Genomic DNA, 13,123 nt, shown 5'->3' on the forward strand with positions numbered 1-13,123 from the left:
CAGACTAAAGCCAGCGGCCCGGCCGGGTGGGTCAGCTCGGCAAACCCTCCGGCCGGCCCTGGGCGACCGTGCGGGTCTGGGTCAGCTCCGCCCAGACGACCAGCCGGTGGCTGTGGCCCCACTCGGGGTCGCAGGTCGTGAGCGTCAGGTACCGCCCGGGCCCGGTGAACGGCGACCGGCGCGGCACGGGGTCGACCACCCCGATGTCGGTGGGCAGGGTGCGCAGCGGCCCGCCGCGGACCGTGTACGTGTACCAGGAGGTCGCGTCCTTGAGGATCACGGCGTCCCCGGGGCGCAGCTCGGGGAAGTCCTTGAAGGGGTCGCCGTACGTCCGCCGGTGGCCCGCGACGGAGAAGTTCCCGGTGCCGCCGAGGCGGGCGGTGCCCGCGTAGTGGCCGAGGCCCTTCTTCAGCAGCTCGGTGCCGGTGCCCTCCAGGACAGGCTTGTTCCAGTCCGGGCCGAAGCGCGGGACGTACATCTCGGCGAAGGCCCGGCCCGGCGGGTACGCGGCCTGGTCCTGCTCCTGGTCCTGGTCCTGCTCCGGCGGCGCGGGCAGCGGGGCGGCGCCGGGCGCCGGCGTCTGCTGCCGCGGGGCGGCGGGCGCGGCGGCCGGTGCCCCGGCCGAGGCCCAGCCGTCGCGCATCCGGGCCATCTCCCCGTCCATGGCCCGGTCGGCCTTGACCCCGGTCCACAGCAGGACGTACGCCACGAACAGCACGATCAGCGTGCCCGCCGTCAGGCACACCTCGCTGAACGTCCGCACCACCAGGCGCAGTACGACGTCACGGCGTACTGCTCGCGGAGGCGGCGTCCAGCGGCTTCGCATAGTGGAGGTCCACTGTGCCGGAGTAGCCGGGGAGTGTCAGCTCCCTGTGCTCGTCCACTTTCCAGCCCAGCCCGTACGCCGTCACGTACAGCTGGTAGTTCTGCAGGGCCGGGGAGGCGGCGAGCGCCTTGCGCAGCGCGGCCGGGTCCCCGACCGCGCTCACCTTGTACGGGGGCGAGTAGACGCGGCCCTGGAGGATCAGCGTGTTGCCGACGCAGCGCACCGCGCTGGTGGAGATCAGCCGCTGGTCCATGACCTGGATGCCCTCGGCGCCGCCCTGCCACAGGGCGTTCACCACGGCCTGGAGGTCCTGCTGGTGGATCACCAGGTCGTTGGGCTGCGGCTCGGGCACGTTGGGGATGCGGGCCGTGGCGTTCGGCGGGGCGTCGTTCAGGGTGACCGTGAGCCCCTTGCCGGACAGCGGCTCGGTGCCCGAGGCGACCCGCAGGGCGGCCAGCTTGGCGTCCTCGGCCTTGGTGCTGCCGTCGTCGCGGTCGGCGAGGGCGTCCACCCGGCCGCGGACGGCCGCGGTGCTCTGTTCGAGCAGCGCGTTGTTCTGGCTGCGCTCGTGGATGAGGTCCGAGAGCTTGAGGAGCGAGGCGTCCGTCCGGATGTTCGTACCCTTGGAGGTGTTGAAACTGGTGACGAAGATGAGACCGGCCAGGGCGAAAACGGCGGCCGTCAGCAGCCGGATCGGTCTGGCCCGGCGACGGGGACCCGCGGAGGAGTCGTCGGAATTGCTCAACGTACCCTTCTCCTTCAACGCCACAGGTCCACTACGCTAACGGACGCCCGGGGCAGGCAAGGTCCCCAGCGCATCGACAGGAGAGCCCCTCGTGCCGAAGTCACGTATCCGCAAGAAGGACGACTACACGCCGCCGCCGGCGAAGCAGGCGCAGACGATCAGGCTGACCAACCGCAGCTGGGTCGCCCCGGTCATGCTGGCGTTCTTCCTGATCGGTCTCGCGTGGATCGTCGTCTTCTACGTGACCGAGACCCAGCTGCCGATCGAGGCACTGGGCAACTGGAACATCGTGGTCGGATTCGGCTTCATCGCGGCGGGATTCGGCGTGTCCACGCAGTGGAAGTAACCGGCCCCTGATCACGCGCCGGCAAGCACAGGCGCACCGGGTCCGACAAGCTCTCCCCAGGAGTTATCCACAGCGTCATCCACACCTGAGGAAAAGACAGAAGATCTGTGGATAACTCTGTGGAGTGTTGACGCCGGTGTGATCAGGTGAGTTCGGCCGTACGCACCAGGACCACCGCCGCTGCCAGCAGGAATGCCGCCGCGCAGGTGCCCCATTGGACCAGCGTGCGCGTCCTGCCGGCGGCCGGTCCCACCATGCCCAGGCCGACCAGCAGGCCGGTCACCAGGCCGCCGATGTGGGCCTGCCAGGACACGGACAGGCTGCCGCCGAAGGGCACGAAGGTCAGTACCAGCATGAGCACGACCATGGTGATGACCGGCCGCATCTCGTAGCGCAGGCGGCGCACCAGCACGACGGTCGCGCCGAGCAGGCCGAAGATCGCGCCGGAGGCGCCGAGGGTCGGGGTGTTCGGCGCCGTCAGCAGATAGACGAGGGCGCTTCCGCCGAGACCCGCCAGCAGGAACACGGCGAGGTAGCGGACCCGGCCCAGGGCCGCCTCCAGCGGGCCCCCGATCACCCACAGGGCCAGCATGTTGCCCCCGATGTGCCACCACTCCACATGCAGGAACACCGAGCTCATCAGCCGGTAGTACTGACCGGTGGAGACCCCTTCTACGGGGCCGCCGAAGTATTCGACGTACCGCCCGAGCAGCTCCAGCTGGACCACGACCGCCGGCGCGAGCAGGCCCACCAGGAACACCGCGGCGTTGATCCCGATGAGGACCTTGGTGACCAGGTGCGGATCGGCGGCGACCACCCCGCCCGCGACGGTGCGCGGCGCGTTCACGACCGGTCCGCGCCCCGTACCGGAGCCGTCACGGACGCAGTCGGGGCACTGGAAGCCGACCGAGGCGCTGATCATGCACTCGGGGCAGATGGGGCGCTCGCAGCGCGTGCAGCGGATCCCCGTGTCGCGGTCCGGGTGGCGGTAGCAGCCCGGCAGACGGTCGGTGTCCATCGGTCCCCTCGGTCAGCGGCGGGGCGGGCGGTGCCCCCGCCGGTCGTCCGGATGTGGCCCCATCTGTTGCCACGCATGCAGGACGGACGGGCGGGGCGGAAAGGTTCCCGGGGCGACGGCTCGGGGGTCAGCGCTTCTCGACGACGACGGACTGGATGATCACGTCGTCGAGGGGACGCTCGGTGCGCGGGTTCGTCCGCAGGCCGGCGATGTCGTCCACGATCTTCTGGCTGGCCTTGTCGGTGACCTCGCCGAAGATGGTGTGCTTGCGGGTCAGCCAGGCGGTGGGCGCGACGGTGATGAAGAACTGCGACCCGTTGGTGCCCGGGCCGGCGTTGGCCATGGCGACCAGGTACGGCTTGGTGAAGGCCAGGTCGGGGTGGAACTCGTCGGCGAACTGGTAGCCGGGGCCGCCGGTGCCGTTGCCGAGCGGGTCGCCGCCCTGGATCATGAAGCCGCTGATGACGCGGTGGAAGACGGTGCCGTCGTACAGCGCATCGGTGGTCTTCTGGCCGTCGGTGGGACGGGTCCATTCGCGGGCGCCCGTGGCCAGCTCCACGAAGTTCTTGACCGTCTTCGGAGCGAAGTTCGCCAGGAGCTCGATCTCGATGTCGCCGTGGTTGGTCTTCAGGGTGGCGTAGAGCTTCTCGGCCACGGATCTGCCTTCCATAGTCATCACTGTCGGTTCCAGATACTCCCACGGAGCGCTGCACGGCACAGAAATCCTCCACCCGTATGCCCTGTCACGCATGCCGCCCGGCGGTATGGCAGGCATGATCCGACAAAGGGTGGAAAGGTGAACTGTGTCCGCCACCGAGGAGGAGGATCCTGTGACCCGCAAGGACAGCGTGCACCTGGCCGCCGAAAGCGCCAGGGACACGGCGAGGCACGCAGCGGAAGCGGTGGCGCCGTACGCAACGGCCGCCAGGGAAGCCGCCGCGCACTACGCGGCCGAGGCGAACGAGCGGCTGGCGCCGAAGGTCTCGTACGCGACCGCCGAGGCGGCCCGGCAGGCCCGTACGGCGTACGACGCGCATCTGCACCCGAGGATGAGGGCGGCCCGCACGCACGTGCCCCCGAACGTGGACCGGGCGGCGACGATGGCCGTGCACCACACGCGCCGCGCGGCGCGGCAGGCGGCCGACTACACGCAGCCGAAGCTGGAGAGCGCGCTCGCGGCGGCCCAGCCGGTGGCCGAGGAGGCCGCGTCCCGGTCGACGGCGGCCCTGGCGGCGCTGCGCGGCCAGGTCTCGGCCAAGGAGGTGCAGCGGCTGGTCAAGCGCCACGAGCGGCGCTGCCGGGCCGGCCGGGCGTTCAAGTACGTGGCGGTGGTCGGCCTGGTGGCCGGTGCCGCGTACATGGCGTGGCGGTGGTGGGACCAGCAGTCCAACCCGGACTGGCTCGTCGAGCCGCCGGCCGCCACCGAGCTGTCGCGCGAGCGCGACCAGGCCAGTTTCGACGACGAGCTGGCGGCGAAGGAGCGCGAGGCCTCCTCCGGCACGGCGGACGAGTGAGCCGGCGCTGACCGCGGACGGTCCGAGCGCGGACGGTCCGAGCGCAGACGGCGAGAGGGCCCGGATCCGACGGATCCGGGCCCTCTCCCCATGTCCCGCCCCGAGTGCCTACTGGGGGAGGGTGAGCACCTGGCCGGGGTGGACGAGCTCGGGGTTCGAGCCGATGACGCCCCGGTTCATGGCGTAGAGCTCGCGCCAGCGGGCCTCGTTGCCCAGCTCCCGGCGGGCGATCGCGGAGAGCGAGTCGCCCGCCCGCACGGTGTACGTACGCTTCTTGACGGCCGGCGCCGGCTTGGGCGCCGGAGCCGCCGGCACAGCCTTGTGCGCGGCGGACGAGGGCGTCGGGGTGTGCGGCGCGGGCTTCGGCGGCGCCGCGGCGGCCATGCGCTCGGCGGCCGCCTTGGTGGCCGAGACGGCGTCGGTGTACTTCGCCGCGTAGTCGGCGGACGCGGCGGCCGCGGCCTTCTCCGCGGCCTCGTGCTTCTTCTTGTCGGACTTGAGGAAGTCGAAGAGTCCCATGGGTCTGTGCGCCTCCGGCGTGGTGTCGCCCCCTGGCTCGGTGCCTTCCCCCACTGTCTGACAGCCCGCGCCGCCCGGCCCTGTGACAGGGCCAACCGGGGGACCCGGGCAGGGGCCCGCCTGCTGTTACTGTCCACGGATGCCCGAGCTCGTCTTCCCCTCCCCCCGCCTGCACGCCTCCTGGCTCGCCGCCCGCGAGGAATGGGGCCCCGACGCCCACATGGACGGCGCGGGACTCGGCTCGGAGGACGACGTGGACACCCCCGAGGGCTTCGCCGCCTGGACGGAGCGGCTGCGCGGGTACGGGGACCGGACCCGCCCCGTCGAGCAGGGCCGCGTGCACGCCACGTACTGGTGGATCACCGAGGACGACACCTATCTGGGCGCCATCGACCTGCGCCACTACCTGAACGGCTTCCTCCTCGACGCCGGCGGCCACATCGGCTACGGCATCCGGCCCTCCGCGCGCCGCCGCGGCCTGGCCGGCTGGGCCCTCGGCTCGGTCCTGTACGAGGCCCGGCTCCTCGGGATGGACCGGGTGCTCCTGACGTGCGACCCCGGCAACACGGGGTCGGTGCGCACGATCGAGCGGGGCGGCGGCGTCCTGGAGGACGTGCGCGAGACCCTCGTCGGCCCCAAGCGCCGGTACTGGATCGACCTCTAGCCGGGGCGCCGGCGCGCGCGCCACACCACGCAAAGAGGCCACCTGACCTGCGTTTCCGCTGGTCAGGTGGCCTCTGGTGCTGTGGAGCTTAGGAGATTCGAACTCCTGACATCTGCCTTGCAAAGGCAGCGCTCTACCAACTGAGCTAAAGCCCCGAAAAGATGGACGCGACCGCCTCCCGTGAAGGTGTGGCCGTTCCGCAGAACAGAGTACCGGGTGTACCCCCGCATCTCGCAAAATTATGGGGGCTCCCGCCACGCGACCACGCTCCGTAAGATGCTCGCGAGGTTCGCACCAGCGAAGTAGGGGAGTAGTAAGAGTGGACGCTGTTCAGCAAGAGGCCACGGCCAGAGCCAGAGAGCTTCAGCGCAGTTGGTACGGGGAGCCGCTGGGCGCTCTCTTCCGCCGGCTCATAGATGACCTCGGCTTGAACCAGGCCCGCCTCGCTGCCGTCCTCGGACTGTCGGCGCCCATGCTGTCCCAGCTGATGAGCGGCCAGCGGGCCAAGATCGGGAACCCGGCCGTGGTGCAGCGCGTCCAGGCCCTCCAGGATCTCGCGGGCCAGGTGGCGGACGGAAGCGTCAGCGCGGCCGAGGCCACCGACCGGATGGACGAGATCAAGAAGACCCAGGGAGGCTCCGTCCTCAGCAACAGCGGGCAGACCACGACCGGTTCGGGCGCGCCCACCGTCAAGCGCGTCGTCCGCGAGATCCAGTCGCTGCTGCGCTCGGTCTCCGCGGCCGGCGACATCATCGACGCGGCCGACTCCCTCGCCCCCAGCCATCCCGAACTGGCAGAGTTCCTCCGGGTCTACGGCGCGGGCCGCACCGCCGACGCGGTCGCCCACTACGAGTCCCACCAGAACTGACGCGGAAACGCAAGCACGAGACGCACGCACGAGACGGGGGACGGGCGCAGCGATGGGTGAGGTCTTCGCCGGTCGGTACGAGCTGATCGATCCGATCGGGCGCGGTGGCGCGGGCGCCGTATGGCGGGCCTGGGACCACCGGCGCCGCCGGTACGTCGCCGCCAAGGTCCTGCGGCAGAGCGACGCCCACACCCTGCTGCGGTTCGTGCGGGAGCAGGCCCTGCGCATCGACCACCCGCACGTGCTGGCCCCGGCCAGCTGGGCGGCGGACGACGACAAGGTCCTGTTCACGATGGACCTCGTCGCCGGCGGCTCCCTCGCCCACGTGATCGGGGACTACGGCCCGCTGCCGCCCCGTTTCGTGTGCACGCTGCTCGACCAGCTCCTGTCGGGGCTGGCGGCGGTGCACGCGGAAGGCGTCGTCCACCGCGACATCAAGCCCGCCAACATCCTGATGGAGGCCACCGGATCCGGACGGCCGCACCTGCGGCTGTCCGACTTCGGCATCTCGATGCGCAAGGGCGAGCCGCGCCTCACCGAGACCGACTACGTGGTCGGCACCCCCGGCTACATCGCCCCGGAACAACTCCTCGGCTCCGAACCCGACTTCCCCGCCGACCTCTTCGCCGTCGGGCTGGTCGCCCTCTACCTCCTGCGCGGCGCCAAGCCCGATTCCCGGGCCCTGCTCGACCACTTCCTCGCCCATGGCACCCCCGCCGCCCCCGAGGGCGTCCCGGCGCCGCTCTGGGACGTCATCGCGAACCTCCTCCAGCCGGACCCCGAGAGCCGGTTCAAGACCGCCACAGGGGCCCGCAAGGCCCTTGCCGAGGCCGTGGAGCTGCTCCCCGGTCCCGCGCCGGGCGAGGACCCGGTGGAGGTGTTCGACCAACTCGGCCCGCTCCCCGCAGGCTTCGGGCCCCAGGGGCCGCAGAGCACGGCCGCGGTGACCCCCGAGTCGCCCACCGCGGCCGGGGTGATCCCGGCGCAGGAACAGGCGCGGGCACAGGTGCACGCACAGGCACATGTCCCGGCGCACGCGACCGCGGCCGCCCCCGTGCCGGCCGCCCCGGCGGGGTTCGGGCCGCCGCCGGCCGGGGTGTTCGGGCCTTCGGAGACGGGGAGCTTCCACCTCCCGCCACCGGTGCGCCCCGAGACCCCGGGCTCCCCCGGCACGACCGCGGCCACCCCCGTCGCCACCCCGTACGCGGCGCCCGCGCGGTCCGGCGGGATCGCCCCGCCGTCGGCGCGGGCCACCGCGGGTCTCCTCACCGCGGCGCTGCTCTGCTTCGCCGTGGGCATCTGGGCGCTGACCCGGATCTGAGCCGGCTCGGAGCCGGATCAGAGCTGACTCGAAGCCGGCTCGGAGCCGGATCCGAGCCGGAGCGGAGCTGGCTCGAAGCCGGATCGGAGCCGGATCGGAGACGCCTCGCGCGCTCTGATCCGCCTTACGCGGTCCGTCCGCGACGCCGGCCCAGCAGGAACCATCCGCCGAGCACGAGCAGCAGCACGGTCCCCGTGCCGAAGCCGGCACCGGCCACCACCCGCATCACCGAGCGCCCGTCGGCCGCCTCCGCGGCCTCGGGGGCGGTGAGCCCGTCCTTGGCGGCCGCCCGTTCGTCCGCGCCGACCCCGAACCCGGCCGCGGTCAGGCTCTCCTTGTACGCGGGCCCCTTGGCCGGGCCGCCGGTGACGTCCATGCGCAGGGTCAGCGGCACCGGGCTCGCGTCCTCGGTGAACTCGGCGACCTTCGCCCCCAGGGTCACCGCGATGTAGTACCAGCCCGCCACCCGGACCCCCCGCACCTCGCCGGTGTCCGAGAAGCGGTTCTCGTACGCCACCGGCGCCGTCTTCGGCAGGGTGACGCCCGCCTGCTTCCCGGCGTACGGGACGTCCTTGTCCTCGACCAGGCCCCGGTACGGGCTGTACAGCGCGACGCTGAGCCCGCCCGCGGCCGATCCGTACGACTTGGTCATCCTGGCGCCGGCGAGCTCGGCGCTGAGCCCCAGCTGCTGTCCCCAGTCGAGCGGGACCCGGTAGAAGCGGGTCTGCCCGGGCCGCAGGTCGTCCCGCCAGACCCCGCTGCCCAGCGCCCGGGCGTCGTTGAAGCCGGTGCCCCCGCTGCGCGCCACCGGTTCGCTGCCGGGCAGCGTCGGCGAGGCCGAGGGCCAGACGCTGGGCGCGGTGGTGGGGGCGCTGCCGGCGGCGAGGCCGGGCTCGCGCTGGAGCAGCAGTTCCACCGGCCACGCGCCCGGGTCGGAGTCCTTGGCGGCGGTGCGGGTGACCTTCGCGAAGTAGACGCCGGCGCCCTGGCATTCGGCGTCCTCCTCCAGCCGCCGGACCGCGACCGCGCCGAGGGGGACCGGGTCGTAGCCGAAGCCGGCCCGGCCGGGGTTGTTCGGGCAGCGCCCGCCCTCCTTGGTCATGATCTCGACCTCGAGGCCGTCGCCGTAGCCGACCTTGGCGCCGCGCGGCGGCTGGAGGACGGCGGAGAAGTACACGCTGGAGGCGTCGTCGAGATTGAGCCGGTAGACGCGCTCGCCCGGGCCGATGGTGTCGGCGTAGGCCTGCCCGGCCGTCACGAGCGGGGCGTCCGCGCTGCTGGGCCTGCCCTCGATCCTTTTGGCGCCCTCGGCGCCCCGGTACCCCGGCACCGGCTGCGGGGGCGCCGTGGCGGCCTGCACCGCCCCCGGAAGGCCCCCGGCCAGCGCCAGGGCCGCCGCCCCCACCAGCACCGTCGTCCGTACCCGCCCCATCACGCCACCCCGATTTTGCTAGCGCAAGCCAAATCTTTGCAGAACGTAATTTTTCGTCACAGAACAGCACAAAGCCCCGGCCGCAGCGGCAGCCGGGGCTTCATGAGATCAGCTTTCGGTCTCACACACCGGAACCAGAGGGCACGGAGTCAGTTGCCTCCGTCCACAGGTCCTGCTCGGCGCGGTCCGCCTGGATCTGGCGGTACACGAGGAGCCCGCCGATGGCGGCCAGTGCGACCAGGAGCAGCTTCTTCACCGCGCGACCTCGTCTTTCATTGACGTTGGGGACTTCTGACGGCCAACAATACACACGCACCGATACCGTTCGGTGACCTGGGAAGCCCTCAACTGACCCTACGAAGAAGACCCCCAGGCCGGGGGCCTGGGGGTCTTCTTCACTGTGGGGCTAACAGGATTTGAACCTGTGGCCTCATCCTTATCAGGGATGCGCTCTAACCAACTGAGCTATAGCCCCATCCGCGCTGCGCGCTGACTCCTGAAGATTAGCGCACAGACACGGTCCCGCCAAAATCCGTTCCCCGGGGCAGTCCCCGCAGGTCAATCAGCGGTCATTCGTCCTCGGCGAGCGTGAGCTCCACACCGCCGACGAAGCCCGCCGACAAGTTGTAGATGAACGCGCCCAGCGTCGCCAGCGCCGTCGCCAGCACCACGTCGATGACCGCGATCACCGACGTGAAGATCAGAACGCGCGGCAGCGACAGGAACGACTGGAGGTCGAAGCCGTTGCTCTCGTTCGACCCGGTCGCCTCGCTGATGGTGCCGCCGACGGTCGAGAAGACGCCCATGGCGTCCATGACCATCCACAGCACCGCGGCCGCCACGATCGTGCACACGCCCAGCGCGATCGACAGCAGGAAGCTGACCTTCATCACCGACCACGGGTCGGCCTTGGCCACCCGCAGCCGCGCCTTGCGCGTCCTGGGCGTCGTACGGGCCCCCGTACGCGGCTTGCGCTGCGCGGCGGCGTCCCCGGCTCCCCGCGGCGCGCCCGGCGCCGTGGGAGCCGCGTACGCCTGCGGCGGGTGGTACGGCTGCTCCGCCGGCCGGGCGGCCGGCGCGGTCGTGGCGGCCGTGGCGGCCGGCGCGGCCGCCGGCGCGGCCTTCTCCTGCTTCGGCTTGCGGGTGTCCGTCACGGTCCTCCCCTTGACCTCGGCGGCCTCGGCGGCCCCGTCCGGGGAGTCCGCGGCGGGGCCACGGGTACCGTCCTCCCCAGTCTTGGCCGGTCCGGCGCCCGTGGCTCCACTCACGACTTACTCCTCGTGCTCCCCGGCCGAGGGCTGCGTGCCCTCGGCGGCCTCGGCGGCCTGTCCTTCGGCTGCCTCGGTCTCCTCGACCTCGTCAGCATCCTGACCGGCCTCGGCGTTTCGAGCGATACCGACCACGGCATCGCGCTTGCCCAGGTTGATCAGCTGGACGCCCATGGTGTCACGGCCGGTCTCCCTGACTTCGTTGACTCGCGTACGAATCACACCACCGCCGAGCGTGATGGCGAGAATCTCGTCCGTCTCGTCGACGACGAGCGCCCCGACGAGCGATCCGCGGTCCTCCACGATCTTGGCGGCCTTGATGCCCAGACCACCACGGCCCTGGACGCGGTACTCGTCGACCGGCGTCCGCTTGGCGTAGCCGCCGTCGGTCGCGGTGAAGACGAACGTACCCGGCCTGACAACGCTCATGGAGAGCAGTTCGTCACCTTCGCGGAAACTCATGCCCTTCACGCCCGAGGTGGCACGGCCCATCGGGCGCAGCGCGTCGTCGGTCGCCGTGAAGCGGATCGACTGCGCCTTCTTGCTGATGAGCAGCAGGTCGTCCTCGGCGGACACCAGCTCGGCGCCGATCAGCTCGTCATCGCCGCCGTCCTCGGTCTCCCGGAGGTTGATCGCGATGACGCCACCCGAACGGGGCGAGTCGTAGTCCTTGAGCGCCGTCTTCTTCACCAGGCCGCCCTTGGTGGCCAGGATCAGGTACGGGGCGGCCTCGTAGTCGCGGATCGCGAGGATCTGGGCGATCTTCTCGTCCGGCTGGAAGGCCAGCAGGTTCGCCACGTGCTGCCCGCGGGCGTCGCGGCCGGCGTCCGGCAGCTCGTACGCCTTGGAGCGGTAGACCCGGCCCTTGTTCGTGAAGAACAGGAGCCAGTGGTGCGTGGTGGACACGAAGAAGTGGTCGACCAGGTCGTCCTGCTTCAGCTTCGTGCCGCGCACGCCCTTGCCGCCGCGCTTCTGCGAGCGGTAGTCCTCGGTCTTGGTGCGCTTGACGTAGCCGCCGTGGGTGATCGTGACGACGATGTCCTCTTCGGCGATCAGGTCCTCCATGGACATGTCGCCGTCGAAGGGGACCAGCTTGGAGCGCCGGTCGTCGCCGAACTTCTCGACGAGGGCCGCCAGCTCCTCGCTGACGATCGAGCGCTGCTTCTCCGGCGAGGCCAGGATCGCGTTGTACTCGTTGATCTTCGCCTGGAGCTCGTCGTGCTCGGCGACGATCTTCTGCCGCTCCAGGGCCGCCAGGCGCCGCAGCTGCATCTCCAGGATCGCGTTGGCCTGGATCTCGTCGATCTCCAGCAGGCCCATCAGGCCCTCGCGCGCGATCTCGACGGTGTTGCTCCGCCGGATCAGCGCGATGACCTCGTCGATCGCGTCCAGCGCCTTGAGCAGGCCGCGCAGGATGTGCGCCCGCTCCTCCGCCTTGCGCAGGCGGAACTTCGTACGCCGGACGATGACCTCGATCTGGTGCTGCACCCAGTGGCGGATGAACGCGTCGATCGACAGCGTGCGCGGCACGCCGTCCACGAGCGCCAGCATGTTCGCGCCGAAGTTCGTCTGGAGGTCGGTGTGCTTGTACAGGTTGTTCAGCACGACCTTGGCGACGGCGTCGCGCTTGAGCACGATCACCAGGCGCTGGCCGGTGCGCGACGAGGTCTCGTCGCGGACGTCGGCGATGCCGCCGATCTTGCCGTCCTTGACCAGGTCCGCGATCTTCTGCGCCAGGTTGTCCGGGTTCGTCTGGTACGGAAGCTCCGTGACCACCAGGCACTGGCGGTTCTGGATCTCCTCGACCTCGACCACCGCGCGCATCGTGATCGAGCCGCGCCCGGTCCGGTACGCCTCCTCGATGCCCTTGCGGCCCACGACCAGCGCGCCCGACGGGAAGTCGGGGCCCTTGATCCGCTCCAGGAGCGCGTCGAGCAGCTCCTCGTGCGAGGCGTCCGGGTGCTCCAGCGCCCACTGGGCGCCGGCCGCGACCTCGCGCAGGTTGTGCGGCGGGATGTTGGTGGCCATGCCGACCGCGATACCGGCGCTGCCGTTGACCAGCAGGTTCGGGAAGCGGGCCGGCAGGACGGTCGGCTCCTGGTTGCGGCCGTCGTAGTTGTCCGTGAAGTCGACGGTCTCCTCGTCGATGTCCCGGAGCATCTCCATGGCCAGCGGCATCAGCTTGCACTCGGTGTAGCGCATCGCGGCCGCCGGGTCGTTGCCCGGGGAGCCGAAGTTGCCGTTGCTGTCCACCAGCGGCATGCGCATCGACCACGGCTGGGCCAGGCGGACCAGGGCGTCGTAGATGGAGCTGTCGCCGTGCGGGTGGTACGTACCCATGACGTCACCGACGACGCGGGCGCACTTGTAGAAGCCCTTCTCCGGCCGGTAGCCGCCGTCGTACATCGCGTACAGCACGCGGCGGTGGACCGGCTTGAGGCCGTCCCGTACGTCGGGCAGCGCGCGCGAGACGATGACGGACATCGCGTAGTCGAGGTAGGAGCGCTGCATCTCCGTCTCGAGCCCGACGGGCTCGATGCGCAGCACGGGCTGCTCCTCCGCGGGATTCTCGGCGGTGGGGGTGGTTTCGTCGGCCATTGCT

Annotated in this window: 14 protein-coding genes and 2 tRNA genes; 5 read left to right on the plus strand and 11 right to left on the minus strand. The window is 71.1% G+C overall.

The genetic code is table 11. From position 1 onward, the window contains the following. Positions 1-31 precede the first annotated feature (31 nt). Both ADK52_RS00665 and ADK52_RS00670 read right to left on the minus strand, forming a co-directional pair. Positions 32-826 (minus strand): class E sortase, encoded by a 795-nt coding sequence (locus ADK52_RS00665; RefSeq protein WP_053687829.1) that lies wholly within the window; start codon positions 824-826, stop codon positions 32-34. Next, on the minus strand, positions 783-1,571 hold the full coding sequence (locus tag ADK52_RS00670) for a DUF881 domain-containing protein (protein WP_053687830.1): 789 nt from the start codon (positions 1,569-1,571) through the stop codon (positions 783-785). Before ADK52_RS00670 ends, ADK52_RS00665 begins: the two co-directional genes overlap by 44 nt. A 91-nt stretch (positions 1,572-1,662) precedes the next feature. Between ADK52_RS00670 and crgA the strand changes: the two genes are divergently transcribed. Next, positions 1,663-1,917, plus strand: coding sequence for a cell division protein CrgA (crgA, locus tag ADK52_RS00675; RefSeq protein WP_030153143.1), 255 nt, complete (start codon positions 1,663-1,665; stop codon positions 1,915-1,917). A gap of 142 nt (positions 1,918-2,059) precedes the next feature. Here crgA and ADK52_RS00680 read toward each other — a convergent pair whose 3' ends face one another. Then, positions 2,060-2,935, minus strand: a complete 876-nt coding sequence (locus tag ADK52_RS00680) for a rhomboid family intramembrane serine protease (protein WP_053687831.1) — start codon at positions 2,933-2,935, stop codon at positions 2,060-2,062. Between the two features lie 127 nt (positions 2,936-3,062). Next, positions 3,063-3,590: a peptidylprolyl isomerase gene (locus ADK52_RS00685; protein WP_053687832.1), complete on the minus strand. Its 528-nt coding sequence runs from the start codon at positions 3,588-3,590 to the stop codon at positions 3,063-3,065. A 175-nt stretch (positions 3,591-3,765) separates the two neighbouring features. Between ADK52_RS00685 and ADK52_RS00690 the strand changes: the two genes are divergently transcribed. After that, the gene (locus ADK52_RS00690; protein WP_053687925.1) at positions 3,766-4,449 is read left to right on the plus strand and encodes a DUF5324 family protein; all 684 of its coding nucleotides are present in this window, start codon (positions 3,766-3,768) and stop codon (positions 4,447-4,449) included. 108 nt (positions 4,450-4,557) lie between these two features. Here the strand turns inward: ADK52_RS00690 and ADK52_RS41050 are convergent, their stop codons facing one another. After that, complete coding sequence (locus ADK52_RS41050; RefSeq protein ID WP_053687833.1) at positions 4,558-4,968, minus strand: LysM peptidoglycan-binding domain-containing protein; 411 nt, start codon at positions 4,966-4,968, stop codon at positions 4,558-4,560. 139 nt (positions 4,969-5,107) lie between these two features. Here ADK52_RS41050 and ADK52_RS00700 point away from each other — a divergent pair, with 139 nt between their 5' ends. Further along, on the plus strand, positions 5,108-5,632 hold the full coding sequence (locus ADK52_RS00700; protein ID WP_053687834.1) for a GNAT family N-acetyltransferase: 525 nt from the start codon (positions 5,108-5,110) through the stop codon (positions 5,630-5,632). Between the two features lie 82 nt (positions 5,633-5,714). Here the strand turns inward: ADK52_RS00700 and ADK52_RS00705 are convergent. Continuing rightward, positions 5,715-5,787, minus strand: a tRNA-Ala gene (locus tag ADK52_RS00705). Between the two features lie 164 nt (positions 5,788-5,951). Between ADK52_RS00705 and ADK52_RS00710 the strand changes: the two genes are divergently transcribed. Next, on the plus strand, positions 5,952-6,500 hold the full coding sequence (locus ADK52_RS00710; protein ID WP_030857694.1) for a helix-turn-helix domain-containing protein: 549 nt from the start codon (positions 5,952-5,954) through the stop codon (positions 6,498-6,500). Positions 6,501-6,552: 52 nt separating this feature from the next. Next, positions 6,553-7,821: a serine/threonine-protein kinase gene (locus ADK52_RS00715; protein ID WP_053687835.1), complete on the plus strand. Its 1,269-nt coding sequence runs from the start codon at positions 6,553-6,555 to the stop codon at positions 7,819-7,821. A gap of 124 nt (positions 7,822-7,945) precedes the next feature. Here the strand turns inward: ADK52_RS00715 and ADK52_RS42080 are convergent, their stop codons facing one another. The 5 genes from ADK52_RS42080 to gyrA form a co-directional block, all read right to left on the minus strand. Then, on the minus strand, positions 7,946-9,253 hold the full coding sequence (locus tag ADK52_RS42080; RefSeq protein WP_053687836.1) for a hypothetical protein: 1,308 nt from the start codon (positions 9,251-9,253) through the stop codon (positions 7,946-7,948). A gap of 121 nt (positions 9,254-9,374) precedes the next feature. After that, positions 9,375-9,509 (minus strand): DLW-39 family protein, encoded by a 135-nt coding sequence (locus tag ADK52_RS43255; protein WP_208809277.1) that lies wholly within the window; start codon positions 9,507-9,509, stop codon positions 9,375-9,377. A 145-nt stretch (positions 9,510-9,654) separates the two neighbouring features. Continuing rightward, positions 9,655-9,728, minus strand: a tRNA-Ile gene (locus tag ADK52_RS00725). A 94-nt stretch (positions 9,729-9,822) separates the two neighbouring features. Then, positions 9,823-10,521, minus strand: coding sequence for a DUF3566 domain-containing protein (locus tag ADK52_RS00730; protein WP_053687837.1), 699 nt, complete (start codon positions 10,519-10,521; stop codon positions 9,823-9,825). Between the two features lie 3 nt (positions 10,522-10,524). Next, entirely contained in the window at positions 10,525-13,119 is a 2,595-nt protein-coding gene (gyrA, locus tag ADK52_RS00735) for a DNA gyrase subunit A (protein WP_030153159.1), read from the minus strand. Positions 13,120-13,123: the final 4 nt, after the last annotated feature.

The organism is Streptomyces sp. WM6372, assembly GCF_001279655.1.
GTDB lineage: Bacteria > Actinomycetota > Actinomycetes > Streptomycetales > Streptomycetaceae > Streptomyces.

Bases quoted from the DNA above. Each gene is read 5' to 3' on its own strand.
- ADK52_RS41050 (WP_053687833.1), bottom strand. From the start codon at position 4,968: ATGGGACTCTTCGACTTCCTCAAGTCCGACAAGAAGAAGCACGAGGCC.
- ADK52_RS00715 (WP_053687835.1), top strand. From the start codon at position 6,553: ATGGGTGAGGTCTTCGCCGGTCGGTACGAGCTGATCGATCCGATCGGG.
- ADK52_RS00680 (WP_053687831.1), bottom strand. From the start codon at position 2,935: ATGGACACCGACCGTCTGCCGGGCTGCTACCGCCACCCGGACCGCGAC.
- ADK52_RS42080 (WP_053687836.1), bottom strand. From the start codon at position 9,253: ATGGGGCGGGTACGGACGACGGTGCTGGTGGGGGCGGCGGCCCTGGCG.
- gyrA (WP_030153159.1), bottom strand. From the start codon at position 13,119: ATGGCCGACGAAACCACCCCCACCGCCGAGAATCCCGCGGAGGAGCAG.
- ADK52_RS00700 (WP_053687834.1), top strand. From the start codon at position 5,108: ATGCCCGAGCTCGTCTTCCCCTCCCCCCGCCTGCACGCCTCCTGGCTC.
- ADK52_RS00665 (WP_053687829.1), bottom strand. From the start codon at position 826: ATGCGAAGCCGCTGGACGCCGCCTCCGCGAGCAGTACGCCGTGACGTC.